This window comes from Ruegeria sp. ABV3_008, assembly GCF_056161185.1.
This window is the reverse complement of record NZ_JBSWYP010000003.1, coordinates 72,149-95,404: the sequence shown is the minus strand read 5'-3', so window position 1 is coordinate 95,404 and position 23,256 is coordinate 72,149. Positions and strand designations below refer to the sequence as shown.

Below are 23,256 nucleotides of genomic sequence, written 5' to 3'. Positions count from 1 at the left end.
GAATCGGTTTCTGAAAGGTTAACGCGCCTCACCGGCCATGCGCGCTGTGGCGCGGCGCACCAGCATATGCAGCAGGATCGAAAACACGCCCAAAGTCAGCATGGCCGCGAACATCAGATCGGTCTTGGCCCGGCCATTGGCCAGTAGCATCAGGTAGCCCAACCCTTGCGAGGACCCGACCCATTCGCCGATCACCGCGCCAATCGGCGCATAGACCGCCGCCAATCGCATCCCCGAGGCCAGCGAGGGCAGCGCCGCCGGGATACGGATGTGCCACAGAACCGAACGCGGGCTTGCCTGCATCGTTCGCGCAAGATCGAGATATCCGGGTGGGGTCCTCATCAGACCGTCAAAGAAGGATGAGGTGATCGGAAAGTAGATGATCAGAACCGCCATTGCGACCTTGGACCAAAGGCCATAGCCCAGCCACAGGGTCAGCAGCGGCGCCAACGCGAATACCGGCAGAGCCTGGGTGAACACCAGCATCGGCTGCACCAGCACCCGTGCGGCCCGCGAATTGGCCAGCTGCAGCGCGGTGACAACGCCTAGAACGGTACCAACCGCCAGGCCAATCACGACCTCAACCGCAGTAATCCAAGTGTGTTCCGCAATCACCCAGCGATTCTGCCACCAGGTCTCGGCCACAAGCGCCGGGCCGGGCAGGATGAATTTGGGCAGGCCGGTCAGGCTGACAATCGCTTGCCAGACGGCCAGAGCGAACAAGGTCGCGGCGAGGGCGGAGAGGAGTTTCATGCCGCCTCTCTCAATAGTTTCAGCAACGCGCCTTGGGTTTCCAATGTCTCCAGATCATCCACATGGCGCGGTGCTGGCGCGGCAGGTGGGGCGCAAGGGGTCAGCCCCTGCTGTGTCATCACGACAATGGATTGGCCTAGACGCGCAGCCTCGGCCGGATCGTGGGTGACCAGAAGGACTGTTCGACCCTGTAGCGCCTCTGCGGCCAGATCCTGCATGTCCGCGCGGGTGCGCGCGTCGAGCGCCGAGAATGGCTCATCCAGCAGCACGATGGGGCGATCCTCCATCAGGGTCCGCGCCAAGGCGACGCGCTGTCTCTGGCCGCCGGACAGTCCCGACGGTTTCTTGGCCATGTGGTCTTGTAAGCGCATCCGCTCGATCAGGCGATCCCGGCGATCCAGATCGGGTTTCTCACCCCGCAAGCGCGCTCCGAGCGAGACATTTTGCGCCACCGTCGCCCAAGGCAGCAGCAAGTCATCCTGCGCCATATAGGCCACGCGGGTCGGGACGGTTTGGCCATCGCTGGCCATGATCTGACCAGTGAAATCAGCGCCTGTCTCCAGCCCGGCAATCAGGCGCAGAACCGTGGTTTTGCCAACGCCCGATCCACCCAACAGACAAGTCCACTGCCCCGCCCCAAGGGTCAGGGTCAGCGGTGCGAATAAGGGCGTATCGCCAATGCTCGCGTGTCCGCTGATGGTGAGATCGGGCGCCGGGGTCATGGAGTCAGACCCATTTGCCAGAAATTGACCTCTAGCTCCGTGGCGGTTCGGAAGGTTTGGCACAAACGCTCCCATCGCGGAGAAACCTCGAAATCCGCTCCAATACGCCGTGTTAGAGCCGAATCCAACAATTCACCAACCGCCTTGCACGCGCCCTGGTAGTCCTCACCAGCATAGGTGTTGATCCAGTCGCGATAGGTCTCGGATGTGGCCTCGGAGGCCAGTCGAGACCCGATTCCTCCGTATCCCATCACACAGGGTGCCAGCGCTGCCAGCAAGTCCAACAGGTCGCCACTATACCCGGCCTCAAGCACGAACCGCGTATAGGCCAGATTTTCGGCACGTTCCGGGGTTGCAAACAGCTCCTCCTGAGAAATCCCGGCCGCTTCGCAGATCCCGACATGCAGCTGCATCTCTTCCGCGACCAAGGCGTTCACGGTGCCCACAGCAGTCAGCATTTCGGAATGCGTTTCCGATTTCACCACCGCCAGCGCCCAGGCGCGGCTGAAATGGATCAGAAACACATAGTCCTGGCGCAGGTAATGCAGGAATGCCTCTCGGGGCAGAGAGCCGTCCTTCATCCCTTCGACAAAGGCGTGGCGGGTGTAGTCCCGCCACGGCCCCTGCGCCGCATCACGCATCAACGTGAAGGCTTTGCCATAGTCGCTCATTGCGCGGTCACGTCGATGGTGATGTCGCTGACCGGCAGAACGTTGTCGATCATGCCGCTTTCGTTCAGGAAGGTCTCAAATCGGGCATAACGGCCCGCATCAAAACCCGCCGGGCGCAGAGCAAAGCGCGGCAGAGTGTCGACCCACGCGCGAGCATTCAGCTCATCCTGCAGCTCGGGCGAAGTCGCGGCGAAAATCTCCCAGCTTTTTTCGGGGTTGTTGACAATGTACTGGGTCGCTTTTTCTGTCGCCGCCAGGAAACGCGCGATCTTGTCCTTATCCATCGTCTCGGGGTTGGCGACGTAAATCAGTTCGTCATAAGACGGCACGCCCTCTTCCTCGATATAGAAGCAGGTGCCGGGGCGGCCTTCGATATCCATCTGGTTCAGCTCGAAGTTGCGATAGGCACCGATCACTGCATCCACCTGGCCGGTCATCAGCGACGGTGAGAGCGAGAAGTTCACGTTGATCAATTCAACATCGTCCAGAGTCACGCCATATTTACCCAGAACGGTGGTCAGAACGGCCTCTTCCACACCAGCGACCGAGAAGCCGATTTTCTTGCCCTTCAGGTCCGCAGGCGACTTGATCGGGCCGTCTTCCAAAACCAGTAAGCAGTTCAGAGGAGTCGCGACCAGCGTGCCGACGCGTTTCAGCGGCAAGCCTTCGTGGATCTGCAGGTGCAGCTGAGGTTGATAGGATACGGCCAGTTCGGCCTGACCGGCAGCCACCAGACGCGGCGGAGCGGAAGGATCGGCGGGCGGAACGATCTCAACCTCGAGGCCCTGCTCGGCGAAATAGCCGTTTTCCTGCGCCACTATGATGGGCCCATGATCGGGGTTGATGAACCAATCCAGCAGAACGGTCATCTTGTCTTCGGCCCAGGCCGGCGCAGCGGCCAGAAGGGTGATGGCTGTCATCAGCTTTTTCATGTCTCGCGTTTCCTTTTCACTCACGAGGTTGAGGCCGCAACGAGGACAATCTCGCCCGGCCAATCCGGTTCAATCTGTTCAGCCGCACGCCAGGAGCGCAGGCCAGTTGCACAGCACAAAGCCAGTCGTTTTTCCTTGTTAGGCTCTGATTTCAGGTGCTCCACGTTTAAGCGACGTGCCAGAGGGTGGATGGGTTGAGGAGCTTCATCCTCGTCCCGAAGCTCAACAATCACATCGTCTGAAGACAGCTGCGAGGCGGCGACGAAGGCGAAGGAATGTTCAGGCTCAGGCGCTGCGTCAAAACGGAAGCTAGAGCTTCGGAAGGTCCGGGCATCCACCTGCACCATCTGGCCTAGGGGCGACGGGTCGAGGCCGAGGATCAAAGCCAACGCCATCTGCGCCTGTATCGCGCCGATCATCCCCACGACTGGCCCCAGCACACCTGCCGTAGCACAGCTCGCCCCGCTGGTCGGAGCCTCGGGGAACACGGCCCGCAGTGAGGGTGCGCCGCCGCAGAATGCTCCAACATAACCAGACAGGCCCAACACCGATGCGCTGACCAATGGTTTGCCCAAGGTCAGGCAGATATCCGACAGGGTGTAGCTGGCGGCATAGCTGTCCGCACAGTCGAGGATCAGATCGGCCTGTGAAACAAAACCAGCCGCATTTTCGCTTGTTAGAGCCTGTTTTGGCGCGACGACGTCGATATCAGAATTCAAAGCACGGCAGCGATCGGCTGCTACTTCGACCTTTGAGCGTCCGCAATCAGCCTCAGAAAACAGCGTCTGTCGATGCAAGTTCGACAGGGCCACGTCATCCGCATCGAGGATCGTCAGATGCCCAACGCCCGCCCCAGCCAACAAAGGTAGGACCGGAGCCGCCAATCCACCCGCCCCGACAACCAAAACCCGCGCCTTGGACAGGCGCGCCTGCCCTTCGGCCCCCACCTCAGGCAGGATCATCTGTCGGGCGTAGCGGCTCATCTGGTGGCCTCGATCCACTGGCGCACCCGTGCCTCGGGGTCGGCGTTCAGGGTGATGTCTGTGACGACCGAGACAATGTCTGCCCCCGCCTCAAGCACGCCGGGCGCGCGTTCGACGCTCATACCGCCAATCCCGACCAGAGGAATATCGCCCACACGGGCTTTCCACTCGGTGACTCGCGGCAGGCCCTGCTGCTCCCACTTCATCTTTTTCAGGATCGTCGGATAGACCGGCCCCAGCGCGACGTAGTCGGGGTCCATGGCCAAAACACGTTCTAGCTCATCATCGTCATGGGTGGAAACGCCCAGCTTTAGGCCCGCTTTTCGGATCGCCTTGAGGTCGGCATCATCCAAATCTTCCTGCCCCAGATGGATCCAGTCGCAGCCAGCATCTATCGCAGCCTGCCAAAAATCGTTCACCACCAGAACCGCGCCATGCTGATTGCACAGTTCGCGAGAGGTCGCGATCTCGGCCCGGACAACATCGTCCGGCTGATCCTTCATGCGCAGCTGGACCAGCTTTACACCCAAGGGTATCATCCGCCGCAGCCAGTCCGAGTGGTCAAAGATCGGGTAAAAACGGTCCAAGCTCATGACAGGAACGCCTTTCCGACAACGGGGGTTGAGGGTTCGGCCATGTCTCGAGCCTCGATCGGGTCGGCCTGATGGGCCAGCTGCCCGGCCTCAACCGCGCGCATCATGGCCTTTGCCATCAACGCCGGATCACCGGCGCGGGCGACGGCAGTGTTCAGCAATACGGCGTCATATCCCAGCTCCATCGCGTGGGCCGCATGGCTGGGCAGGCCGATCCCGGCATCAATCACCAGCGGCACATCCGGAAACTCGGCCCGCATCGCGCGCAGGGCGTATTCATTGTTCAACCCCCGGCCAGAGCCGATGGGCGCACCCCAGGGCATCAGAACCTCGCACCCGGCCTCAAGCAGCCGCTCGCCCACGATCAGGTCGTCGGTGGTATAAGGGAAGACCTCGAACCCGTCCTCGGTCAGGATGCGCGCGGCTTCGACCAGCTGGAAGACGTCCGGCTGCAGACTGTCGGTATGGCCGATCAGCTCCAGCTTGATCCACTTGGTCTCAAACACTTCGCGGGCCATATGCGCGGTAGTCACTGCCTCTTTGATCGTATGGCACCCGGCAGTGTTGGGCAGCACCAGCACGCCCAGATCACGGATCATCTGCCAAAAGGTCTGACCCGCCCCCGATTCCCGCCGCAGAGAGACAGTCGCCACACCTGCACCGCTGTCGCGAAACGCCTGTTCTAGGATAGCAGGGCTGGGATATTGCGCGGTGCCCAGCATCAGCGGGTTGGGCAGAGCGACGCCATAAAAGCTTTTCATCCTCACCCTCCTTGCATCGGCGACAGGATTTCGACTCGGTCACCTTCGGACAGGGCATGGGCAATGCGCAGACTGGAGGGCACGAATTCCTCGTTCACCGCCGTTGCGACACGGCCCGAGAAACCGCATTCATCTAGCAGCTCTGCCAAGGTGGAGGCCTTTACCTCCTTGGGGTCGCCATTAAGCACGATCTTCATCGACCATCTCCGAATGTTTGTTCTCAAGCGCCAGATCGGCCACGCCCTGCGCCAGCGCTGGGGCCAACAGGTAGCCATGGCGATAAAGACCATTGGCATAGATCGTCCGGCCCAAACGCCGGATGCGCGGCAGGTTGTCAGGAAAGGCAGGGCGCAGATCGACGCCGATTTCCAGCACCTCAGCCTCACCAAAGGCCGGGTTCAAAGCGTAGGCCGCGCTGAGCAGTTCCAGCATTGAGCGCGCGGTAATCCGGCTGCTGTCTTCGCTTTCGATCATGGTCGCGCCCAGCATGTAAATGCCCCCGCCACGTGGGACGATGTAGAGCGGCATCCGCGGGTGCAACAGGCGCACGGGGCGTGTCAGCATCACATCAGGGCATCGCACCACCAGCATCTCACCCTTTACGCCGCGCAGATCATGCAGATATTCCCGTGCGTGCAAACCTCGACAATCGATGGCGTTCTCCAGCTGTGCAGGTGCGAGTTTGCGGTGGAATTCAACGCCCTTGTCTTCGAGTCCTCGGTGCAGGTCGAGCAACGCCTGACGGGGGTCAAGATGCGCTTCTTGATCGAAGAACAGTCCCTTTCCGAACCCATGCAAATCAGGCTCTAAATTGGCGATTTTTGCCCGATCTACTTCGGAATAAGAATTCGTCCGACGGGCAAATCTACGCAAATCCGGAATGTCCCGCGCATTGGCCACGACCAGAGTACCGCATCGTTGCACAGGTGTTCGGGACGCCCACCAGTCAATGGCAGATTGACCGAGCCTGAGGACAGGTTCCTCGGCGTTTTCATACTCGCACCACGGGGCCAGCATACCACCCGCCCACCAGGAACATCCATGCGGACCCGGAGGACCGCCGGGATCAAAAACCTGCACCTTTGCCCCGCGCGAGACCAGCTCGGACGCGACGGCCAAACCGGCTACACCGGCGCCTATGACGGACCAGAGAGTCACGCAGGCCAAACCCGGTGGAAGTGATGAACAGGCCCGTGGCCCGCACCGACCTTTAGCTCATCGGCCCGCGTGATGGCGCCCTGCAGATACCTATGCGCCTGCGCCACGGCATCGACAAGTGTCCAACCTTTGGCCAAACCGGCAGCGATGGATGAGGACAGCGTGCAACCCGTTCCATGGGTGTTTCGAGTGGCCTTCCGAGGAGCTTGAAATTCGGCAATCACCCCGGTTTCGTCGATCAGCAGATCATGGCAAACATCCCCCTTGCCATGACCGCCCTTCATCAAGACCGCTTTTGCACCCAACGCACACAGAGCTTTGCCCTGTTCAACCATCACCTCAGGCGTGTCGGCATCACCTTGATCCAGCAAACATGCCGCCTCGGGCAGGTTTGGCGTCAGAACCGTCGCACGAGGCAACAAGACATCGCGCAGGGTTTGAACCGCTTCATCGGCCAGAAGGGCATCACCGGATTTCGCAATCATCACGGGGTCCAGAACGATTGGCCCTTGAAACCCGGAAATCCCCTGCGCCACGGTTTCAATAATCTCTGGTGTTGCCAGCATTCCGATCTTGATAGCGCGCACGTCCAGATCGCTGAGCACCGCTTCGATCTGGGCCGAGATGACCTCCGACGGGATACCATGCACGGCCGTAACCGCCTGCGTGTTCTGAGCAGTAACAGCGGTGATCACGCTGGCCCCGAAGACGCCTAAAGCTGACATCGCCTTGAGATCGGCCTGAATGCCTGCGCCGCCGCCGCTGTCGGATCCTGCTATGGTCAAGGCAATAGGTGCCACGTCGTTGCTCCATCTATTGTGAGCAACTCGGGCATGGAAAACGTCTGTTTGCTTTAGACCGTTCCCTACGCCGGAATTGCCCGGATCAGGTTCGATGGGTTAGCGCTTGCGCCTCTCAGCCCTTCGATAAGGGCACCCCAACGGTTGATGCGGACAATCTCAGGACCGTTCTGGAAAATCAAGCCTCAATCCACGTATCGTATGGCCAATATCTTCAATAAAATAAGGCCAGAGGAACGGTGGAGTTTGCGGGAATCTGGCGCAAGCTTCGAAGCTATTTGCGACAGCAGAATGGAGGAACACATCCTTTGGAAGGCCGAGCCACCCGGCGACAGAGACGTGTGGGGCGGCGGGATCAGAACCTCAATCGAAAAAGGCCGCCCCAGTTGGAGCGGCCTGAACTTAGCTTTTCATCCCGTCCCAGAAGGACTTCACGGATGAGAAAAAGCTTTTTGATTCTGGATGGTTATCCTCACCCAAATCATCAAACTCACGCAAAAGTTCTTTCTGGCGAGAGGTAAGGTTGACCGGAGTTTCCACAGCCAGTTCGATGAACATGTCACCGATGCCACCGCCCCGCAGCGCAGGCATACCCTTTCCGCGCAAGCGCATTTGACGGCCCGATTGGCTGCCGGCCGGGATCTGCACCCGTCCGCGCCCGCCATCAATGGTCGGCACTTCTATGGACCCACCCAGCGCGGCTTTGGCCATGCTGACTGGTACGCGACAATAGAGGTTCACGCTGTCACGTTCGAACAGTTTGTGGTCCGAGACCTCAACAAAGATATAGAGGTCACCCGGAGGGCCGCCGCGCATACCGGCCTCACCCTCACCCGCGAGGCGGATGCGCGTACCGGTCTCAACACCGGCTGGGATATTGACCGACAGCGCGCGTTCTTTTTCCACACGACCCGCGCCATTGCAGGATTTACAGGGGTTTTTGATGATCTGCCCAAGGCCCGAACAGGTCGGACAAGTCCGCTCAACGGTAAAGAACCCTTGCTGCGCGCGGACCTTACCCATGCCCGAGCAGGTTGGACATGTCGTAGGTTCAACACCACCCTCTGCACCCGAGCCATCACAGGCCGAACAAGCCACCGCTGCGGGGACGTTGATGGTTTTCTGCAGGCCCGAGAAAGCCTCTTCCAGCGTTACGCGCAGATTATAGCGCAGGTCGGACCCGCGTGCCGCGCGACGTCCGCCGCCGCCACCACGTTGTCCACCCATGAAGTCGCCGAACAGATCATCGAACACATCCGAGAACGCGCTGGAGAAGTCACCCTGACCAAATCCGCCGCCCGGACGGCCACCACCGCCCATGCCATTTTCAAAAGCGGCGTGACCAAAGCGGTCGTAGGCGGCTTTTTTGTCGGCATCGCGCAGCACGTCATAGGCTTCGTTCGCTTCTTTGAACTGCGCTTCGGCATCCGGGTTGTCTTTGTTGCGGTCAGGATGCAATTCCTTGGCTTTCTTGCGAAAACCTTTCTTGATCTCATCCGCAGATGCGCCTTTGGTTACACCAAGCACATCATAGTAGTCGCGTTTTGACATCAGTTTTCCCTTCTGCCTCAACGTAATCGGGCCGGCCCGGCAAGCGGACCGGCCCAGATTGGCCCGGTTACCGGTTACTTACGCTTGTCGTCGTCCAGATCTTCGAACTCGGCGTCGACAATGTCATCATCCACAGGACCCGCATCTGCCGCTGCAGGCTCTTCCTCGCCCTCTTCGGCTTGCGCCTTGTAGATGGCTTCGCCCAGCTTCATAGCTGCTTCGGTGACGTTTTGGATGCCAGACTTGATCTTGTCGGCGTTCTCTGTTTCCAGCTCGTCCTTCAGCGCGGCAATTGCCAGCTCAATGGCTTCGATGGTGGTCGGATCGACCTTGTCGGAGTGCTCTTCCATCGACTTCTCGGTCGAGTGGATGAGGCTTTCCGCCTGGTTCTTGGCGTCGACCAGCTCGCGGCGTTCCTTGTCGGCTTCCGCGTTCTCTTCGGCGTCCTTGACCATCTTTTCGATGTCCTCGTCGGACAGACCGCCCGAGGCCTGGATGGTGATCTTCTGCTCTTTGCCGGTGCCCTTGTCCTTGGCCGAAACCGAGACAATGCCGTTGGCGTCGATGTCAAAAGTCACCTCGATCTGAGGCATACCGCGCGGTGCCGGCGGGATATCTTCGAGGTTGAACTGACCCAGGATTTTGTTGTCCGCAGCCATTTCACGCTCACCCTGGAACACGCGGATAGTCACGGCGTTCTGGTTGTCCTCGGCGGTCGAGAAGACCTGAGACTTCTTGGTCGGGATCGTGGTGTTGCGGTCGATCAGGCGGGTGAACACGCCACCCAGAGTTTCGATGCCCAGCGACAGCGGGGTCACGTCCAGCAGAACCACGTCCTTGACGTCGCCCTGCAGAACACCGGCTTGGATAGCCGCGCCCATGGCAACCACTTCGTCCGGGTTCACACCTTTGTGGGGCTCTTTGCCGAAGAATTTGGTGACCTCTTCGATCACTTTCGGCATCCGGGTCATACCACCGACCAGAACAACTTCGTCCACGTCGGCAGCCGACAGACCGGCGTCTTTCAGAGCGGCGGCGCAAGGCTTCATCGACTTTTTGATCAGGTCGGAAACCAGCGATTCCAGCTTGGCACGGGTCAGCTTCATGACCATGTGCAACGGCTGACCGTTCGACCCCATTGAGATGAACGGCTGGTTGATTTCGGTCTGCGAGGTCGAGGACAGCTCGATCTTGGCTTTTTCAGCGGCTTCTTTCAGACGCTGCAGGGCCATTTTGTCTTGCGACAGGTCGACACCGTGTTCCTTTTTGAACTCGTCCGCCAGGTAGTTGACGATGCGCATGTCAAAGTCTTCACCACCCAGGAAGGTGTCACCATTGGTCGATTTGACCTCGAACAGGCCGTCATCGATCTCCAGGATGGTCACGTCGAAGGTACCACCACCAAGGTCATAGACCGCGATGGTTTGGGTTTCTTCTTTGTCCAGACCATAGGCCAGAGCAGCCGCAGTCGGTTCGTTGATGATCCGCAGCACTTCCAGACCGGCGATTTTGCCGGCGTCTTTGGTGGCCTGACGCTGTGCGTCGTTGAAGTATGCTGGAACGGTGATAACCGCTTGCGTGACTTCCTCACCCAGATAGCTTTCTGCGGTTTCCTTCATCTTGCCCAGAGTGAAGGCCGAGATTTGGCTTGGGGAGTACTTTTCACCACGGGCTTCAACCCATGCGTCCCCGTTGCCGCCATTGACGATGGCATAGGGCACCATTTTCTTGTCTTTTTCGACTTCGGCATCATCCACACGACGACCGATCAGACGCTTGACGCCAAAAATCGTGTTGTCGGGGTTGGTGACCGCCTGACGTTTTGCAGGCTGACCGACCAGTCGCTCATCTTCGGTGAAGGCGACGATCGAGGGCGTGGTCCGCGCCCCTTCGGCGTTTTCGATGACCTTCGGCTGCGAACCATCCATGATCGCAACACACGAGTTGGTGGTGCCGAGGTCAATCCCGATTACTTTACCCATATTTTCAATCCCTTTCTCTTCAAGGCGATGTCCCGAGGGCCGGACCCGTTATGGCATCCCGTCCCCGATCTGATGTGCGCGACAGCACTACACCATCGCGCGTCTCGGCGTATATAAGGGCCGGACCAGAGGCCTGCAAGCATTCTGAATTGCAGGTTTTCGGGAATCTGCGGCCTTTTTTGGCAAGGATTTGGTAAGGAATGGGGAATCCGGGATGACTCGGCTGCTTTTACGGGGATTTGAGATCAGGAAAGGCTATCTGGACAATGCCGTCCAGAGCCGGCTGATCGATGCGCTGCGCCCGATTCTGAAATCCGCACCCCTGTTCCGCCCCGTGACACCATCGGGCAAAGTGATGTCGGTTCGCATGACCTCGGCCGGGGATTTGGGATGGGTGACGGACAAGGCGGGCTACCGCTATCAGGGCCAGCATCCCAAGGGCACGGACTGGCCCAAGATCCCCGAACCTGTCCTTGCGATCTGGCAGGATCTGGTGGGGCGTGATCGCGCACCGGATTGCTGCCTGATCAACTACTATGGCGAAGACGCGAAGATGGGCCTGCATCAGGACAAGGATGAGGTCGATTTCTCATGGCCCGTGCTGTCGGTCTCGCTCGGCGATGACGCGCTCTTCCGCATCGGCAACACAACACGCGGAGGCAAGACGGAATCCATCTGGCTGAACTCGGGCGATGTCGTGATCATGGGCGGCCCAGCGCGATTGACCTATCACGGCGTGGACCGCATCCGGTTCAAATCATCCAAACTGCTGCCCAAAGGCGGGCGGATCAACCTAACCCTGCGCGTTGCGCTTTAGCGGCGCGCGCTCCAGCTTTGTGAGACGTGTTTCTTGGTGAAGAAAACGCCCAACAGACCGATCATTAGCAGCGCGACTCCAACCCAGACCGCATATTCCCAGCTTGTATTGCGCGGGTAATAATTGCGAAACACATAGCCGCGACACTGGTCGATCAAATGAAACAGGGGGTTCCACGCGAACAGCATCAACATGTATCCGCCCAGCGCATTGGCTAGAAACATCTTGCCTGAGAAGATCATCTGCAACCGTCGGTAAACCGTGGTCAGAATGCTCGCCGTCATCGGAAACCAAGGTCGCAGCGCCATAAGGACCAGCCCTACAGCGCATCCGGTGAACCACGACAAAAGAACCATCGCGAAAGCAGGCCCCGGCTGCTCGATCACCAACGGTTTTACTGCAGCATGGTAGAGGAATAGGATGATGAACATCGTCACCATCATTGTGTAGAGCGTCCCCAACGCCGTGGCCACGATCGTGATCACCATGTTCATAGGTGAGTGCAGCATCATTGGGTTGTTTCCCGCCCCGACACCCGCAACTTTTTTTACCGATTTAATGTGCAGCATAAACAGAAACACACCAGACAAGAGGTAGAGAACAATGTCGCCACGCACCTTGGCCACCCGCGTGCCCATAAAGGACATGATCATGTAAAACACCAGAACCATCGCAAGGACCTGAACAATGCTGCGGATAATCGCGACCACTGCGTTTGAGTGCTGGGTCCGGATATCGCGTACAACGGCATGAAAGATCAGCTCGACCGTGGTGAATGCACCACCCAGCAGGGTCTTGTTATTCCTGAAATAGAACACGTGTCGGGTCTTTCCTGCTCTGTTGACCTCAGTCTTTCACGAATACCTTGCCGTTCGGTAACCAGCACATCATAAGTCCGTCACCACATTCGATCAACAAACCACCAAATCGGAGCTTTTTTGTGACCTACGACGCCCTTATCCCCGTCATCCGACGTCTGGCACTAGAAGCCGGTGACAAGATTATGGAGATCTACAACTCGGATACGTTCGATGTGAAGGTCAAATCAGATGAAAGCCCTGTGACCGAAGCTGATGAGGCCGCCGATGTGTTGATCTCAGAAGGGCTGCGCGCCGCCTTCCCCAACATCCTGCTGGTGACCGAAGAACAGGCCGCGTCGCATTCCGAGAAGGGCGAAACTTTCCTGATCGTTGATCCGCTGGATGGCACCAAGGAATTCATCAACCGGCGCGGAGACTTCACCGTCAATATCGCACTGGTCGAAAACGGTGCCCCTACGCGCGGTGTCGTCTATGCTCCTGCGCGCGGCCGCATGTTCTACACCAAAGCCGATGGGCAATCGGTCGAGGAAACCGGCGCATTGGACAAGGCCCATGCGGGGGAGATCACGCCGATTTCAGTCTCTAATCCGGACAATTCCGCCCTTTTGATCGTCGCCTCCAAATCGCACCGGGATCAGGCAACCGAGGATTACATCAACAAATACCAGGTGCAGGACAGCAAGAGCGCGGGCTCGTCCCTCAAGTTCTGTCTGGTCGCAACGGGTGAGGCGGATCTCTACCCGCGGGTCGGGCGCACGATGGAGTGGGACACCGCCGCCGGGCACGCTGTACTGGCAGGGGCCGGTGGTCAGGTGGTCAGGTTCGACGACCACACACCGTTGACCTATGGCAAGGACGGCTATGCAAACCCGTTCTTCATCGCCTACGCTCCGGGTGTTGAGTTGAAGGAAGCCTGATGTCTGTTCTGATTGCAATCCCCGCCCGCTATGCCTCATCCCGCTATCCGGGCAAGCCTTTGGTGCCGCTGACCGGCGCAACAGGCAAAGCCATAACTTTGGTCGAACGTTCCTGGCGGGCGGCGCAGTCCGTGTCAGGCGCGGACAAGGTGGTTGTCGCCACAGATGACGACCGCATCCGCGAGGCCGCCGAGGGGTTCGGGGCCGAGGTCGTGATGACCTCGGAAGCCTGCCAGAATGGCACCGAACGCTGTGCCGAGGCGCATGAGGTTTTGGGCGGTGGCTATGAGATCATCGTGAACCTGCAAGGCGACGCGCCGCTGACACCGCATTGGTTTGTCGAGGACCTGATCTCGGGCCTGCGCGCCGCGCCCGAGGCCGGTGTTGCCACACCCGTTCTGCGCTGCGACGGAGACGCGCTGAACAGCCTGCTCAATGATCGCAAACACGGACGCGTCGGCGGCACGACTGCCGTTTTTACCAGCGATAACAGCGCGATGTACTTCTCGAAAGAGGTGGTGCCCTTCACGTCCGACAGCTATGCGGGCACGGATCCAACCCCTGTGTTTCACCATGTCGGCGTCTATGCCTACCGCCCGGATGCATTGGCTGCCTATCCAAGCTGGCCAACCGGCCCGTTGGAGAAGTTGGAAGGTCTGGAACAGCTGCGCTTCATGGAAAACGGCCGCAAGGTTCTATGCGTCGAAGTCGAAGCCAAGGGCCGCCAGTTCTGGGAGCTAAACAACCCTCAGGACGTGCCCAAGATCGAAGCGATGATGGCGGATATGGGGCTGGAGTGATCCCTTTTCCCCCTGACCCAGCCTGCCAATCTGACGTAGAAGCGCCCAACTATGACCACTGGACCTGATATGAAAACGATCCTTGTCACGGGTGGCGCAGGCTATATCGGCTCTCACGCTTGCAAAGCGCTGGCGCAGGCGGGCTTTGTACCGGTGACCTACGACAATCTTGTTACCGGCTGGCAGGATGCGGTCAAGTTTGGCCCGTTTGAACAGGGCGATCTGCTTGACCGCGCGCGGCTGGATGAGGTTTTTGCCAAATATCAACCTCAGGCCGTGATGCATTTCGCCGCGCTCAGCCAGGTGGGTGAGGCCATGAAAGAGCCCGCCCGCTATTGGTCGAACAATGTGACAGGCTCGCTGAATCTAATCGAGGCCGCAGTGGCCGCAGGCTGTCTGGATTTCGTATTTTCCTCGACCTGCGCGACCTATGGCGATCAGGACAACGTGGTGCTGGACGAGGATACGCCCCAGCACCCGATCAACGCCTATGGAGCGTCAAAACGCGCGATCGAGGATATCCTGCGGGATTTTGAGGCCGCCCATGGCCTGCGCCACGTGATCTTCCGCTATTTCAATGTGGCCGGTGCCGATCCCGAAGGCGAGGTGGGAGAGTTCCACCGGCCTGAGACGCATCTGATCCCGCTGATGCTGGATGCGATTGATGGCAAGCGGGATGGCTTGACTGTGTTCGGCACCGACTATGACACACCCGACGGCACCTGCATCCGCGACTATGTGCATGTCTGCGATCTGGTCGATGCGCATGTTCTGGGCCTGAACTGGCTGCAACAGGGCAAGGGCAGCCGCGTGTTCAATCTGGGCACCGGGTCGGGTTTCTCGGTTCTTGAGGTTATCGAGCAGTCCAAAACTGTCACCAACCGCGCTGTCCCCTACAATGTCGGACCGCGCCGCGCAGGGGATTGTACCAAGCTGGTGTCAGGCTCGGTCCGCGCCGAAGGTGAGCTGGGCTGGAGGCCAAAACGCTCAACACTAGAGACGATGATCACCGACGCGTGGCGCTGGCATCAAACCGGCGCTTACGAGAAATGAGCCGCCGTTGACTCCCGTCAGCGACCAGCTCCCTCGCATCAGCCCGGTTCAGAAATACCGGCTGCGTTGGAAACGACGCAGGCTGCTGTGGCAATCCTGGCGCAGTCGCCACCACTTGGCCTGCTTGCAGAACAGAACCTCGGGTATCCAGCGTGGAGGCATTCTGGCCTTCACCACCCTGCGTAACGAATTGGACCGTCTTCCGTGGTTCTTTCGGCACTACCGTGCCTTGGGTGTCGACCATTTTCTGATCGTGGACAACGGCAGCGACGACGGATCGACCGAGTTTCTGGCGCAGCAGCCTGACGTTTCGCTCTGGCACACTCAGACCAGCTACCGCGCGGCACGCTATGGGCTGGATTGGCTGACCTCGCTGCATATCCGGTATGGCCACGGCCATTGGTGCCTGACGGTCGACGCGGATGAGCTGTTGATCTACGCGCATCACGAAACCCGATCTTTGCAGGACCTGACCCGTTGGTTGGAAGGGCAAGGCCGTAAAGGGTTCGGTGCTTTGATGCTGGATCTCTATCCGAAAGGCCCGCTGGGGTCGCAAACGCACGACCCGGAAAGTGATCCGACCGAAACCCTGAACTGGTTCGACGCCGGCCCCTATCGCGCGCAGCGACAAACCCCGATGGGCAATCTGTGGGTGCAGGGCGGCGCGCGTGAGCGGGTGTTTTTCGCCAATACACGCCAGCGCTCACCCACATTGAACAAGATCCCTCTGGTCAAGTGGTCCCGGCGCTATGCCTATGTAAACTCGACCCATTCCGCGCTGCCACGCCGCCTGAATGCGCTCTATGATGGGCCAAACGGAGACACGCCTTCCGGGGTGCTTTTGCACACGAAGTTTTTGCCCGAGATCACGACAAAGTCGCAAATCGAGAAACAGCGCCGCCAGCATTTTCATGATCCCGACCAATTCCAGACATACTATGATGGGATCATCGCGCAGCCGGATATGTGGACCGACCAGTCCGAGGTATATACCGGTTGGTTAAAACTACAGCAACTGGGGCTGATGAATGCGGTGGATTGGCCGGATCAGTAGGGTTAGGGTCACTAACCTGTTGTAAATGCATTGCCCCTCAAGATGAAAAAATGGCATAGTCGGCGGAACCCGGGTGTTGGACACTCAGCAATCAATCCGGGGAAGCTCGCGTCAATAACAAGGGTTGGGCAGTCGCGTGGGCCTTTTGGAATCTTATCGCATGAGGTTGCGGCGCAAGCGCCGTCTCGTGCGCTGCGTCAAAAGACGGCGCGAGCTGAAGCCCATCAGCACGAATACCGCCGCCATCCGCCCGTACGATGTGTTGCTGATGAGCGTTGTTCGTAATGAGAAGATCCGCCTGCCCTTCTTTCTGGACTACTACCGCAAGCTGGGCGTGAACCATTTTCTGATTGTTGACAATGACAGCGATGACGGCAGTCTCGAGTTTCTGCGCGCGCAGCCCGATGTCTCGGTCTGGCAGACGAAAACCAGCTACAAAAAGGCGGGTTTTGGGTTGGATTGGTCCAACTACCTGCTGCGCAAATATGCGCATGGGCATTGGGTTCTGACCGTCGATCCTGATGAGTTCTTCATCTATCCGTTCTGCGACACCCGCCCGATCAGCGCGCTGACGGATTGGCTGGACAGCTGTGCGGTGCGCAGTTTCGGCACAATGCTGATCGACATGTATCCCGAAGGTCCTGTAGACGACGAACCCTATCACGAGGGTCAGGACCCGTTTGAAATCGCGCGTTGGTTCGATGCCGGGAATTACATGATTTCAAAGAACCCCGAATATAAGAACCTGTGGATTCAGGGTGGCCCAAGGGCCCGTGTTTTCTTTCAGGACAACCCCTCGAAGGCCCCGGCGCTGAACAAGATACCCTTAGTGAAGTGGGATCGGCGCTATGTCTATATCAGCTCGACCCATTCACTGCTGCCGAGGGGTTTGAACCAGGTTTATGACGAATGGGGCGGGGAAAAGACCAGTGGCGCGTTGTTGCATGCCAAACTGATCAACACCCTAGGCGAAAAGGCACGCGAAGAGATGCAGCGCAATCAGCACTATCGTGGGTCCGGTGAGTACAAGGCCTACGCCAAACAGCTAGAGGAGCAGCCCGTTTTCCGCTGTGATTGGTCCGAGCAATACATCAACTGGCGACAGCTTGAGATTCTGGGCCTCATGTCGAAAGGCAACTGGGCATGAGTTCGCTGGGCATCGTCATGCTTGTCCACACAGCTCTGGACCGGGCCGAGCAGGTCGCCCGCCACTGGACCGCCGCGGGCTGCCCGGTTGTAATCCATGTGGACGGCAAGGTCGCCGAAAAGACGTATTCAAACTTTGCCGCCTCATGCGCGGACAACCCCCTAATCAGTTTCTCGGAGCGTCATACGTGCGATTGGGGCCGTTGGGGTATCGTGGCGGCCTCGCAATCCGCATCCGAGCAGATGCTGGAGAGCTTCCCGGACGTGCGGCATGTCTTCCTATCGTCCGGCGCTTGTCTGCCTCTGCGCCCGGTGCAAGAGCTGATCGACTACCTGTCCGACCGTCCCCGCGTCGATTTCATCGAAAGCGCTACAACCGCTGATGTCAGCTGGACAATCGGTGGGCTGGACCATGAACGCTTTACCCTGCGGTTCCCGTTTTCCTGGCGCAATCAGCGCAAACTGTTTGACGCCTATGTAAAACTGCAACGGGCGACCGGCATGCGCCGCCGCATCCCAGACGGTTTGACTCCGCATATGGGCAGCCAATGGTGGTGCCTGACGCGGCAGACCCTCTCGGCCATTTTGCAAGACCCCAGGCGTAAGGTCTATGACCGCTATTTCCGCCATGTCTGGATACCGGATGAAAGCTATTTTCAGACACTTGCGCGGCTCTATTCCACGCATATCGAAAGCCGGTCCCTGACCCTGTCGAAATTCGACTACCAGGGGCGGCCCCACATCTTTTACGATGACCACCTGCAACTGCTACGCCGGTCGGACTGCTTTGTTGCCCGTAAAATCTGGCCCCGGGCCGAGAGACTTTATCACTCTTTCCTGACCGACCAGACCAGCGCGATGCGGCCGGCCGAACCTAACCCGGGCAAGATCGACCGCGTTTTCTCCAAGGCGGTCGAGCGGCGCACTCATGGGCGAGATGGCCTCTATATGCAAAGCCGCTTTCCCCGCCACGGCAGCGAGAACGGTCTGACGGCTGCGGGTTATTCGGTGTTTCAGGGGTTCTCGGACCTGTTTGAAGAGTTCGAAACCTGGCTGGAAACTGCGACCAACACACGGGTTCACGGGCGCCTCTTTGCCACAAACCGCGCCGAATTCGCGCAGGATGAGACGATCACCAATGGCGCGCTCAGCGACAGTGCCACCTTGCGCGACTATAACCCCAAGGCGTTCCTGTCGAACCTGATCTGGAACACGCGCGGCCAACGCCAATGTTTCCAGTTCGGTCCGCGGGACACTCAGGACATCAACTGGTTTCTGGCGCGGGACAAGAACGCGCAGATCTCGGTGATTACCGGGGCGTGGGCAATCCCGCTGTTCCGGTCAAACATGAACTTCGCCGATATCCGCTGCGAAGCTGCCCGCTTGCAACAGATCGAGAGCAAACAGCTTGAGGTGCTGAGCTCGGTTTGGACAAAGGCGCGCGTACGCAGCTGGACGCTGGCGGAGTTCATTGAGGCCCCGATGGAGCCTCTGCAAACCATACTAGACGAGATCGCGCCCCAGACAGCGCGCCACCTGACCGAGGCCCCGCTGATGGTCGATCTGGCGGGCTTCGGGCAGTTCCTCCAGAACCTCAAGAACCAGGGCATGCATCCACAACTGATGGGCGATTTCCCGGTCGATGATGTGTTTGGCACCCGCACCAAGCCTTTCCGCAAACCTTATCTGGTGCAGTGATCCCCGATGACCGGTCCCTTTGAATCCTTCGTGATCCTGGGTGCGATGCGCACCGGATCAAACCTGTTAGAGGCCAACTTGAACCGGATCGACGGCCTCACCTGCCATGGCGAGGCCTTCAACCCGCATTTCATCGGACGGGTGAAATCCGACCAGATTCTGGGTCTAACACTGGACCAAAGGGACGAAGATCCCGGCAAACTTCTGACAGCCATCCGCGCAGCCCCGGATGGGTTGCACGGGTTTCGGTATTTTCAGGAACACGACCCGCGTGTCTTGCCTGAGGTCCTGAACGACCCGCTCTGCGCCAAAATTATCCTCAGCCGCAATCCGCTGGACAGCTATCTTTCGCTGAAGATCGTTCGGAAAACCAAGCAATGGCAGTTGAAGAACATTAAGCGCCGGTTGGAGGAAACGGTCGCATTCGACGCGGCTGAGTTCTCGGACTACGTCGAAACCCTCGCCTCTTATCAGACGTCTCTGCTGAACCACATGCAAAGATCGGGTCAGAGCGCCTTTTTCATCAACTATGTTGACCTGGGCGATCTTGAGGTTTTGAACGGTCTCGCCAAGTGGCTGGGTGTCGATGGGCGGTTAGATGCGCTGGACGATACGCTCAAGCCGCAGAACCCGTCAGCCGCCGTGACCAAGGTGACCAATCCGGATGAAATGGCGCGCGCAGTGTCAGGACTGGACCGTTTCGCCTTGCACCGCACGCCAGATCTGGAACCACGACGCGCGCCAAAGCTGCAAAAATGTATTGCGGCACCGACAACACCACTGCTGTTTCTACCGATTCCCGGCGGGTTAGAGCCTGCTATTGCCCAATGGCTAGCACGGATTGATGGGTGCGACGAGGATGCTTTACACGACACCCCGGACGCAGTCGAAAGCTGGAAGCGAACCCATCCCGGGCACCGCAAATTCACTATTCTGCAACATCCGATCGCCCGCGCGCATAATGCCTTTTGCGACTATGTTCTGGCCAAGGACCATGAGGACTATGCCGATATCCGCCACATGCTGCGAAATCGATTCAAACTGCCGATCCCCGGACAGTTGCGTGAAAAGAATTACTCGAAAGACCAGCACCATGCGGCGTTTGCAGCTTTCCTGACCTTCCTGCATCACAACCTGAACGGCCAGACACCGATCCGAGTTGATGCGATGTGGTGCAGCCAGTCAAAGGTGATCGAGGCGATGGTGCCTATCGCCTTACCCGACCTGATTCTGCGAGAGGATGACCTACAGACCGCTCTGCCCGATCTCGCCGCAAGCTTGGGGAACGCAAACCCACCCACGCCTGAAATCCGCGCTGCGGATACACCCTACGGATTGGAAGAGATCTACGACGCACAGCTCGAAGCGCTGGCAGCAAAAGCCTACCAGCGCGACTATGCGAAATTCGGGTTTGGGCCCTGGCGCTAGGGACGCAGGGTGATCAGCGTACCTTTGTTGACCATCGCATAGATCTCTTCGATCTCGTTATTCTTGACGGCGATGCATCCGGCGGTCCAGTCCGGGGTCTTCTTGGCGCGCTTCAGCTCGGACCGCAGACTGGGCTGACCGTGGATAAAGATATCACCACCCGGATCAACGCCCGCCGCCTTGGCCTGAGCTACATCCTGTGAGTTGGGATAGGAAATACCCAAAGACAGATGATAGCGGCTTCTCGGGTTGCGCCGATCGATAAGATAGCTCCCCTCGGGGGTCCGACCATCACCACGCTTGGTTTTGGTGCCATTGGGCGCAAAGCCCAGATCAACATCATATTCCCGCAAAACATGCTCATGATGCAAAAGGTACATCTTGCGCGCGCTCTTGTTGACGACCAGCGAGGTCACCTCGGGCCCATCATATGTTAGAAATCTAGGGCTGGCTGAGGCACAAGCCGAAAGGCTCAGCGTTGCCATTGCACCCAATCCAAATGCTCGACGATCCATGATTCACTGCCTGCTGTTTTTTTTGGGTATTATGCCAAAAACTGAAAAAACTGAAATCACTTTTTGATGTTTGTTTGCTCAATAAGGCGGCGTTCTATGGCTTCCAGGCGCTCCAGCACCTCATCTCGGTAGGCATCCGTCTTCACTTCGTCCTCGGCGTGGTGCGCATCCTGCATCGAATTCACGATCAGACCGACCAGCAGGTTCACAACTGCGAAGGTGGTGACCATTATGAAGGGCACAAAGAACAGCCAAGCGTAGGGGTAGACCTCCATTACAGGACGCACGATGCCCATGGACCAGCTTTCCAGCGTCATGATCTGGAACAGCGTATAAGCTGACAGGCCCAGATCCCCAAACCAAGCCGGGAAGGAATAAGAGAACAGCTTGGTCGAGATCACAGCGCCAATATAAAACAGAATCGCCATCAGCAGGAAAACGCTGGCCATGCCTGGAAGGGCCGATATAAAGCCTTCGACCACCCGGCGCAGGCGCGGTGCAACTGAGATCACGCGCAAGACCCGCAGGATTCGCAGGGCCCGCAGCACCGAGAGACCGCCCGCGCTTGGGACCAGAGCGATGCCGACGATTGTGAAATCGAACAGATTCCAACCACTCTTGAAGAAGTTGCGGCCCGAGACGATCAGTTTCATCGCAATCTCGAACACGAAAACCGCAAGACACAGCTTGTCGAGAATGACGATCAGCGGCCCCGCTGCATCCATCAGCGTGGGTGAGGTCTCCATCCCCAGCAGAATCGCGTTGAAGATGATCACTGCCGTGATGAACTGCCCGAAAAAGGGGGCTTCGATGATGTTCTGCAAGCGCTGTTTGAACGCCATGGGTTGCTGTCTCCTTAACGTGCGGGGTTCAGCACAAACCGCGCGGCCAGTTCCGTATGGGACGACCACCGAAATTGGTCAACGACCTGTACCCATTCAAGGGTGTAGCCTGCATCAACCAGCGTTTTTGCATCCCGCGCAAAGGTAACGGGGTTGCACGAGACATAGGCGATCACCGGCGGCTGCGCCTGCGCCAGTTCCGCCACCTGCGCTTCGGCCCCCGCGCGCGGCGGGTCAAGGACCACGGCATCGAAGCCCTTGAACTCATCCGGCATCAGCGGGCGCCGGAACAGATCACGGGCCTCACAGGTGACGCGTTTCAACCCCGTGGCCTTGCGCCATCCCTGATCCAGCGCCTGCGTCATCGCGGATTCACCTTCCACTGCGTGAACCTCGGCCTCTTGCGCGAGCGGGAGAGAGAAGGTTCCACTCCCGGCAAACAAGTCCACAACCCGTTTTGCAGCTTGCGTAGCTTCCAAAACAGCCTGTGTTAGAGCCTTTTCTCCGTCCTTAGTCGCCTGAAGAAAGGCCCCTGGAGGTGGGATGACCCCGGCGGTTCCAAAACGCTGGACAGGCGGTTGCCGCATCGCGATCACCTCACCATCCCAGCTGAGGCGCGCCAGCCCGTGCTTCTCGGTCGCTTGCGCCAAGGCCAGCTCCAGGGGGCCGTCCAAGGGCTTGCCTCCAGACACCGCAATATCCAGACCACCCTCTGACAGGGTCAGAGTGACGGCCAGTACACCTTTGCGGCTGCCACCCAGCAGCGCCAGCGCCTCGGCAACCGGGATCGCGTCGATCAGGGCTGGGTCCAGGAGATGGCAATCCGGAATTTCGGTGATCGTGTCGGACGCGCGGCTGTGAAACCCGGCCAGCGTGCCTTTCTTCGTCCGCCGCACAGCAATCGTTGCCCGCCGACGAGACCGGTCGGGCGAGGTGTGGATTGGCCGCATCGGGGCCTCGAGGCCCTGTGCCGACAAAGCTGTGCGCACGATTTCCACCTTCCAATCCGCTACAAAGGCGTCCGAGGCGTGCTGCAACTGGCAGCCTCCGCAGGCTTTGTAGTGGCGGCACGGGGCTTTAACCCGTTGATCCGAAGGGGTTTCCACTCGCATGTCTTCCAGTAGCTGGCCAACCAAAGCTCCGCTGACCACTTCGCCCGGCAAAGTCCGAGGGATATAGACGGGGCCGTCTGCGATGCCGTCGCCTTGGTGACCAAGGCGATTTATGGTGAATTGCTGCGTCATGAGGGCCTGATAGCG

The 23,256-nt window shown here is 58.9% G+C and carries 24 protein-coding genes and 1 riboswitch; of the genes, 8 read left to right on the top strand and 16 right to left on the bottom strand.

Annotated elements, in window-relative coordinates:
* Positions 1–18: 18 nt before the first annotated feature.
* From ACXAH8_RS07000 to dnaK, 12 genes are all read right to left on the bottom strand, one after another.
* Positions 19–753, bottom strand: a complete 735-nt coding sequence (locus ACXAH8_RS07000; protein ID WP_170643454.1) for an ABC transporter permease — start codon at positions 751–753, stop codon at positions 19–21.
* Positions 750–1,475, bottom strand: coding sequence for an ABC transporter ATP-binding protein (locus tag ACXAH8_RS06995; RefSeq protein ID WP_475217158.1), 726 nt, complete (start codon positions 1,473–1,475; stop codon positions 750–752). The genes ACXAH8_RS07000 and ACXAH8_RS06995 overlap by 4 nt, the downstream gene beginning before the upstream one ends.
* Entirely contained in the window at positions 1,472–2,146 is a 675-nt protein-coding gene (gene tenA / locus ACXAH8_RS06990; RefSeq protein ID WP_475217156.1) for a thiaminase II, read from the bottom strand. The genes ACXAH8_RS06995 and tenA overlap by 4 nt, the downstream gene beginning before the upstream one ends.
* A complete protein-coding gene (locus ACXAH8_RS06985; RefSeq protein WP_475217154.1) occupies positions 2,143–3,078 on the bottom strand; it encodes an ABC transporter substrate-binding protein in 936 nt (311 codons plus the stop codon). Before ACXAH8_RS06985 ends, tenA begins: the two co-directional genes overlap by 4 nt.
* A 20-nt stretch (positions 3,079–3,098) precedes the next feature.
* A complete protein-coding gene (locus tag ACXAH8_RS06980; protein ID WP_475217152.1) occupies positions 3,099–4,061 on the bottom strand; it encodes a HesA/MoeB/ThiF family protein in 963 nt (320 codons plus the stop codon).
* On the bottom strand, positions 4,058–4,654 hold the full coding sequence (locus ACXAH8_RS06975; RefSeq protein WP_475217150.1) for a thiamine phosphate synthase: 597 nt from the start codon (positions 4,652–4,654) through the stop codon (positions 4,058–4,060). Before ACXAH8_RS06975 ends, ACXAH8_RS06980 begins: the two co-directional genes overlap by 4 nt.
* A complete protein-coding gene (locus ACXAH8_RS06970) occupies positions 4,651–5,415 on the bottom strand; it encodes a thiazole synthase (protein WP_475217148.1) in 765 nt (254 codons plus the stop codon). Before ACXAH8_RS06970 ends, ACXAH8_RS06975 begins: the two co-directional genes overlap by 4 nt.
* Before the next feature lie 2 nt (positions 5,416–5,417).
* Positions 5,418–5,612 carry a sulfur carrier protein ThiS gene (thiS, locus tag ACXAH8_RS06965; protein ID WP_170660915.1) on the bottom strand — a complete coding sequence of 65 codons (195 nt, stop codon included), beginning with the start codon at positions 5,610–5,612 and terminating at the stop codon, positions 5,418–5,420.
* Entirely contained in the window at positions 5,596–6,573 is a 978-nt protein-coding gene (locus ACXAH8_RS06960; RefSeq protein ID WP_475217146.1) for an FAD-dependent oxidoreductase, read from the bottom strand. The genes thiS and ACXAH8_RS06960 overlap by 17 nt, the downstream gene beginning before the upstream one ends.
* Complete coding sequence (thiD, locus tag ACXAH8_RS06955) at positions 6,570–7,373, bottom strand: bifunctional hydroxymethylpyrimidine kinase/phosphomethylpyrimidine kinase (protein WP_475217144.1); 804 nt, start codon at positions 7,371–7,373, stop codon at positions 6,570–6,572. The genes ACXAH8_RS06960 and thiD overlap by 4 nt, the downstream gene beginning before the upstream one ends.
* 45 nt (positions 7,374–7,418) lie before the next feature.
* Positions 7,419–7,523: riboswitch (TPP riboswitch) on the bottom strand.
* A 252-nt stretch (positions 7,524–7,775) separates the two neighbouring features.
* The gene (gene dnaJ, locus ACXAH8_RS06950; RefSeq protein WP_170380244.1) at positions 7,776–8,924 is read right to left on the bottom strand and encodes a molecular chaperone DnaJ; all 1,149 of its coding nucleotides are present in this window, start codon (positions 8,922–8,924) and stop codon (positions 7,776–7,778) included.
* Positions 8,925–8,998: 74 nt separating this feature from the next.
* Positions 8,999–10,906 (bottom strand): molecular chaperone DnaK, encoded by a 1,908-nt coding sequence (dnaK, locus tag ACXAH8_RS06945; RefSeq protein WP_170640934.1) that lies wholly within the window; start codon positions 10,904–10,906, stop codon positions 8,999–9,001.
* Positions 10,907–11,120: 214 nt separating this feature from the next.
* Here dnaK and ACXAH8_RS06940 point away from each other — a divergent pair, with 214 nt between their 5' ends.
* Positions 11,121–11,723: an alpha-ketoglutarate-dependent dioxygenase AlkB family protein gene (locus ACXAH8_RS06940; RefSeq protein WP_475217141.1), complete on the top strand. Its 603-nt coding sequence runs from the start codon at positions 11,121–11,123 to the stop codon at positions 11,721–11,723.
* Here ACXAH8_RS06940 and ACXAH8_RS06935 read toward each other — a convergent pair.
* Positions 11,720–12,541, bottom strand: coding sequence for an ABC transporter permease (locus tag ACXAH8_RS06935; RefSeq protein ID WP_475217139.1), 822 nt, complete (start codon positions 12,539–12,541; stop codon positions 11,720–11,722). The two genes, ACXAH8_RS06940 and ACXAH8_RS06935, sit on opposite strands and share 4 nt — an antisense overlap.
* A gap of 122 nt (positions 12,542–12,663) precedes the next feature.
* On the opposite strand from ACXAH8_RS06935, the gene cysQ reads away from it, so the two are divergent.
* The 7 genes from cysQ to ACXAH8_RS06900 all read left to right on the top strand — a co-directional run bounded on the left by cysQ (position 12,664) and on the right by ACXAH8_RS06900 (position 20,640).
* Positions 12,664–13,461 (top strand): 3'(2'),5'-bisphosphate nucleotidase CysQ, encoded by a 798-nt coding sequence (cysQ, locus tag ACXAH8_RS06930; protein ID WP_475217137.1) that lies wholly within the window; start codon positions 12,664–12,666, stop codon positions 13,459–13,461.
* Complete coding sequence (locus tag ACXAH8_RS06925; protein ID WP_475217135.1) at positions 13,461–14,261, top strand: 3-deoxy-manno-octulosonate cytidylyltransferase family protein; 801 nt, start codon at positions 13,461–13,463, stop codon at positions 14,259–14,261. The genes cysQ and ACXAH8_RS06925 overlap by 1 nt, the downstream gene beginning before the upstream one ends.
* 69 nt (positions 14,262–14,330) lie before the next feature.
* The gene (gene galE / locus ACXAH8_RS06920) at positions 14,331–15,314 is read left to right on the top strand and encodes a UDP-glucose 4-epimerase GalE (RefSeq protein ID WP_475217133.1); all 984 of its coding nucleotides are present in this window, start codon (positions 14,331–14,333) and stop codon (positions 15,312–15,314) included.
* Between the two features lie 7 nt (positions 15,315–15,321).
* Positions 15,322–16,368, top strand: a complete 1,047-nt coding sequence (locus ACXAH8_RS06915) for a glycosyltransferase family 2 protein (protein WP_475217131.1) — start codon at positions 15,322–15,324, stop codon at positions 16,366–16,368.
* A 160-nt stretch (positions 16,369–16,528) separates the two neighbouring features.
* On the top strand, positions 16,529–17,515 hold the full coding sequence (locus ACXAH8_RS06910) for a glycosyltransferase family 2 protein (RefSeq protein WP_475217129.1): 987 nt from the start codon (positions 16,529–16,531) through the stop codon (positions 17,513–17,515).
* Positions 17,512–19,212 carry a DUF5927 domain-containing protein gene (locus tag ACXAH8_RS06905; RefSeq protein ID WP_475217127.1) on the top strand — a complete coding sequence of 567 codons (1,701 nt, stop codon included), beginning with the start codon at positions 17,512–17,514 and terminating at the stop codon, positions 19,210–19,212. The genes ACXAH8_RS06910 and ACXAH8_RS06905 overlap by 4 nt, the downstream gene beginning before the upstream one ends.
* 6 nt (positions 19,213–19,218) lie before the next feature.
* Positions 19,219–20,640 carry a nodulation protein NodH gene (locus ACXAH8_RS06900; protein ID WP_475217125.1) on the top strand — a complete coding sequence of 474 codons (1,422 nt, stop codon included), beginning with the start codon at positions 19,219–19,221 and terminating at the stop codon, positions 20,638–20,640.
* Here ACXAH8_RS06900 and ACXAH8_RS06895 read toward each other — a convergent pair.
* From ACXAH8_RS06895 to ACXAH8_RS06885, 3 genes are read right to left on the bottom strand one after another with little or no spacing between them, the layout of a single operon-like run.
* Positions 20,637–21,155 carry a L,D-transpeptidase family protein gene (locus ACXAH8_RS06895; protein WP_475217123.1) on the bottom strand — a complete coding sequence of 173 codons (519 nt, stop codon included), beginning with the start codon at positions 21,153–21,155 and terminating at the stop codon, positions 20,637–20,639. The two genes, ACXAH8_RS06900 and ACXAH8_RS06895, sit on opposite strands and share 4 nt — an antisense overlap.
* Before the next feature lie 56 nt (positions 21,156–21,211).
* Positions 21,212–21,997, bottom strand: coding sequence for an ion transporter (locus tag ACXAH8_RS06890; RefSeq protein ID WP_475217121.1), 786 nt, complete (start codon positions 21,995–21,997; stop codon positions 21,212–21,214).
* Between the two features lie 14 nt (positions 21,998–22,011).
* On the bottom strand, positions 22,012–23,241 hold the full coding sequence (locus ACXAH8_RS06885; protein ID WP_475217119.1) for a class I SAM-dependent RNA methyltransferase: 1,230 nt from the start codon (positions 23,239–23,241) through the stop codon (positions 22,012–22,014).
* Positions 23,242–23,256: the final 15 nt, after the last annotated feature.

Bases quoted from the DNA above. Each gene is read 5' to 3' on its own strand.
- dnaJ (WP_170380244.1), bottom strand. From the start codon at position 8,924: ATGTCAAAACGCGACTACTATGATGTGCTTGGTGTAACCAAAGGCGCA.
- ACXAH8_RS06970 (WP_475217148.1), bottom strand. From the start codon at position 5,415: ATGAAAAGCTTTTATGGCGTCGCTCTGCCCAACCCGCTGATGCTGGGC.
- ACXAH8_RS06995 (WP_475217158.1), bottom strand. From the start codon at position 1,475: ATGACCCCGGCGCCCGATCTCACCATCAGCGGACACGCGAGCATTGGC.
- ACXAH8_RS06980 (WP_475217152.1), bottom strand. From the start codon at position 4,061: ATGAGCCGCTACGCCCGACAGATGATCCTGCCTGAGGTGGGGGCCGAA.
- ACXAH8_RS06985 (WP_475217154.1), bottom strand. From the start codon at position 3,078: ATGAAAAAGCTGATGACAGCCATCACCCTTCTGGCCGCTGCGCCGGCC.
- ACXAH8_RS06890 (WP_475217121.1), bottom strand. From the start codon at position 21,997: ATGGCGTTCAAACAGCGCTTGCAGAACATCATCGAAGCCCCCTTTTTC.
- tenA (WP_475217156.1), bottom strand. From the start codon at position 2,146: ATGAGCGACTATGGCAAAGCCTTCACGTTGATGCGTGATGCGGCGCAG.
- thiS (WP_170660915.1), bottom strand. From the start codon at position 5,612: ATGAAGATCGTGCTTAATGGCGACCCCAAGGAGGTAAAGGCCTCCACC.
- ACXAH8_RS06895 (WP_475217123.1), bottom strand. From the start codon at position 21,155: ATGGATCGTCGAGCATTTGGATTGGGTGCAATGGCAACGCTGAGCCTT.
- ACXAH8_RS06975 (WP_475217150.1), bottom strand. From the start codon at position 4,654: ATGAGCTTGGACCGTTTTTACCCGATCTTTGACCACTCGGACTGGCTG.
- ACXAH8_RS06925 (WP_475217135.1), top strand. From the start codon at position 13,461: ATGTCTGTTCTGATTGCAATCCCCGCCCGCTATGCCTCATCCCGCTAT.
- ACXAH8_RS06905 (WP_475217127.1), top strand. From the start codon at position 17,512: ATGAGTTCGCTGGGCATCGTCATGCTTGTCCACACAGCTCTGGACCGG.
- ACXAH8_RS06885 (WP_475217119.1), bottom strand. From the start codon at position 23,241: ATGACGCAGCAATTCACCATAAATCGCCTTGGTCACCAAGGCGACGGC.
- ACXAH8_RS06940 (WP_475217141.1), top strand. From the start codon at position 11,121: ATGACTCGGCTGCTTTTACGGGGATTTGAGATCAGGAAAGGCTATCTG.
- dnaK (WP_170640934.1), bottom strand. From the start codon at position 10,906: ATGGGTAAAGTAATCGGGATTGACCTCGGCACCACCAACTCGTGTGTT.
- ACXAH8_RS06910 (WP_475217129.1), top strand. From the start codon at position 16,529: ATGAGGTTGCGGCGCAAGCGCCGTCTCGTGCGCTGCGTCAAAAGACGG.
- ACXAH8_RS07000 (WP_170643454.1), bottom strand. From the start codon at position 753: ATGAAACTCCTCTCCGCCCTCGCCGCGACCTTGTTCGCTCTGGCCGTC.
- ACXAH8_RS06900 (WP_475217125.1), top strand. From the start codon at position 19,219: ATGACCGGTCCCTTTGAATCCTTCGTGATCCTGGGTGCGATGCGCACC.
- galE (WP_475217133.1), top strand. From the start codon at position 14,331: ATGAAAACGATCCTTGTCACGGGTGGCGCAGGCTATATCGGCTCTCAC.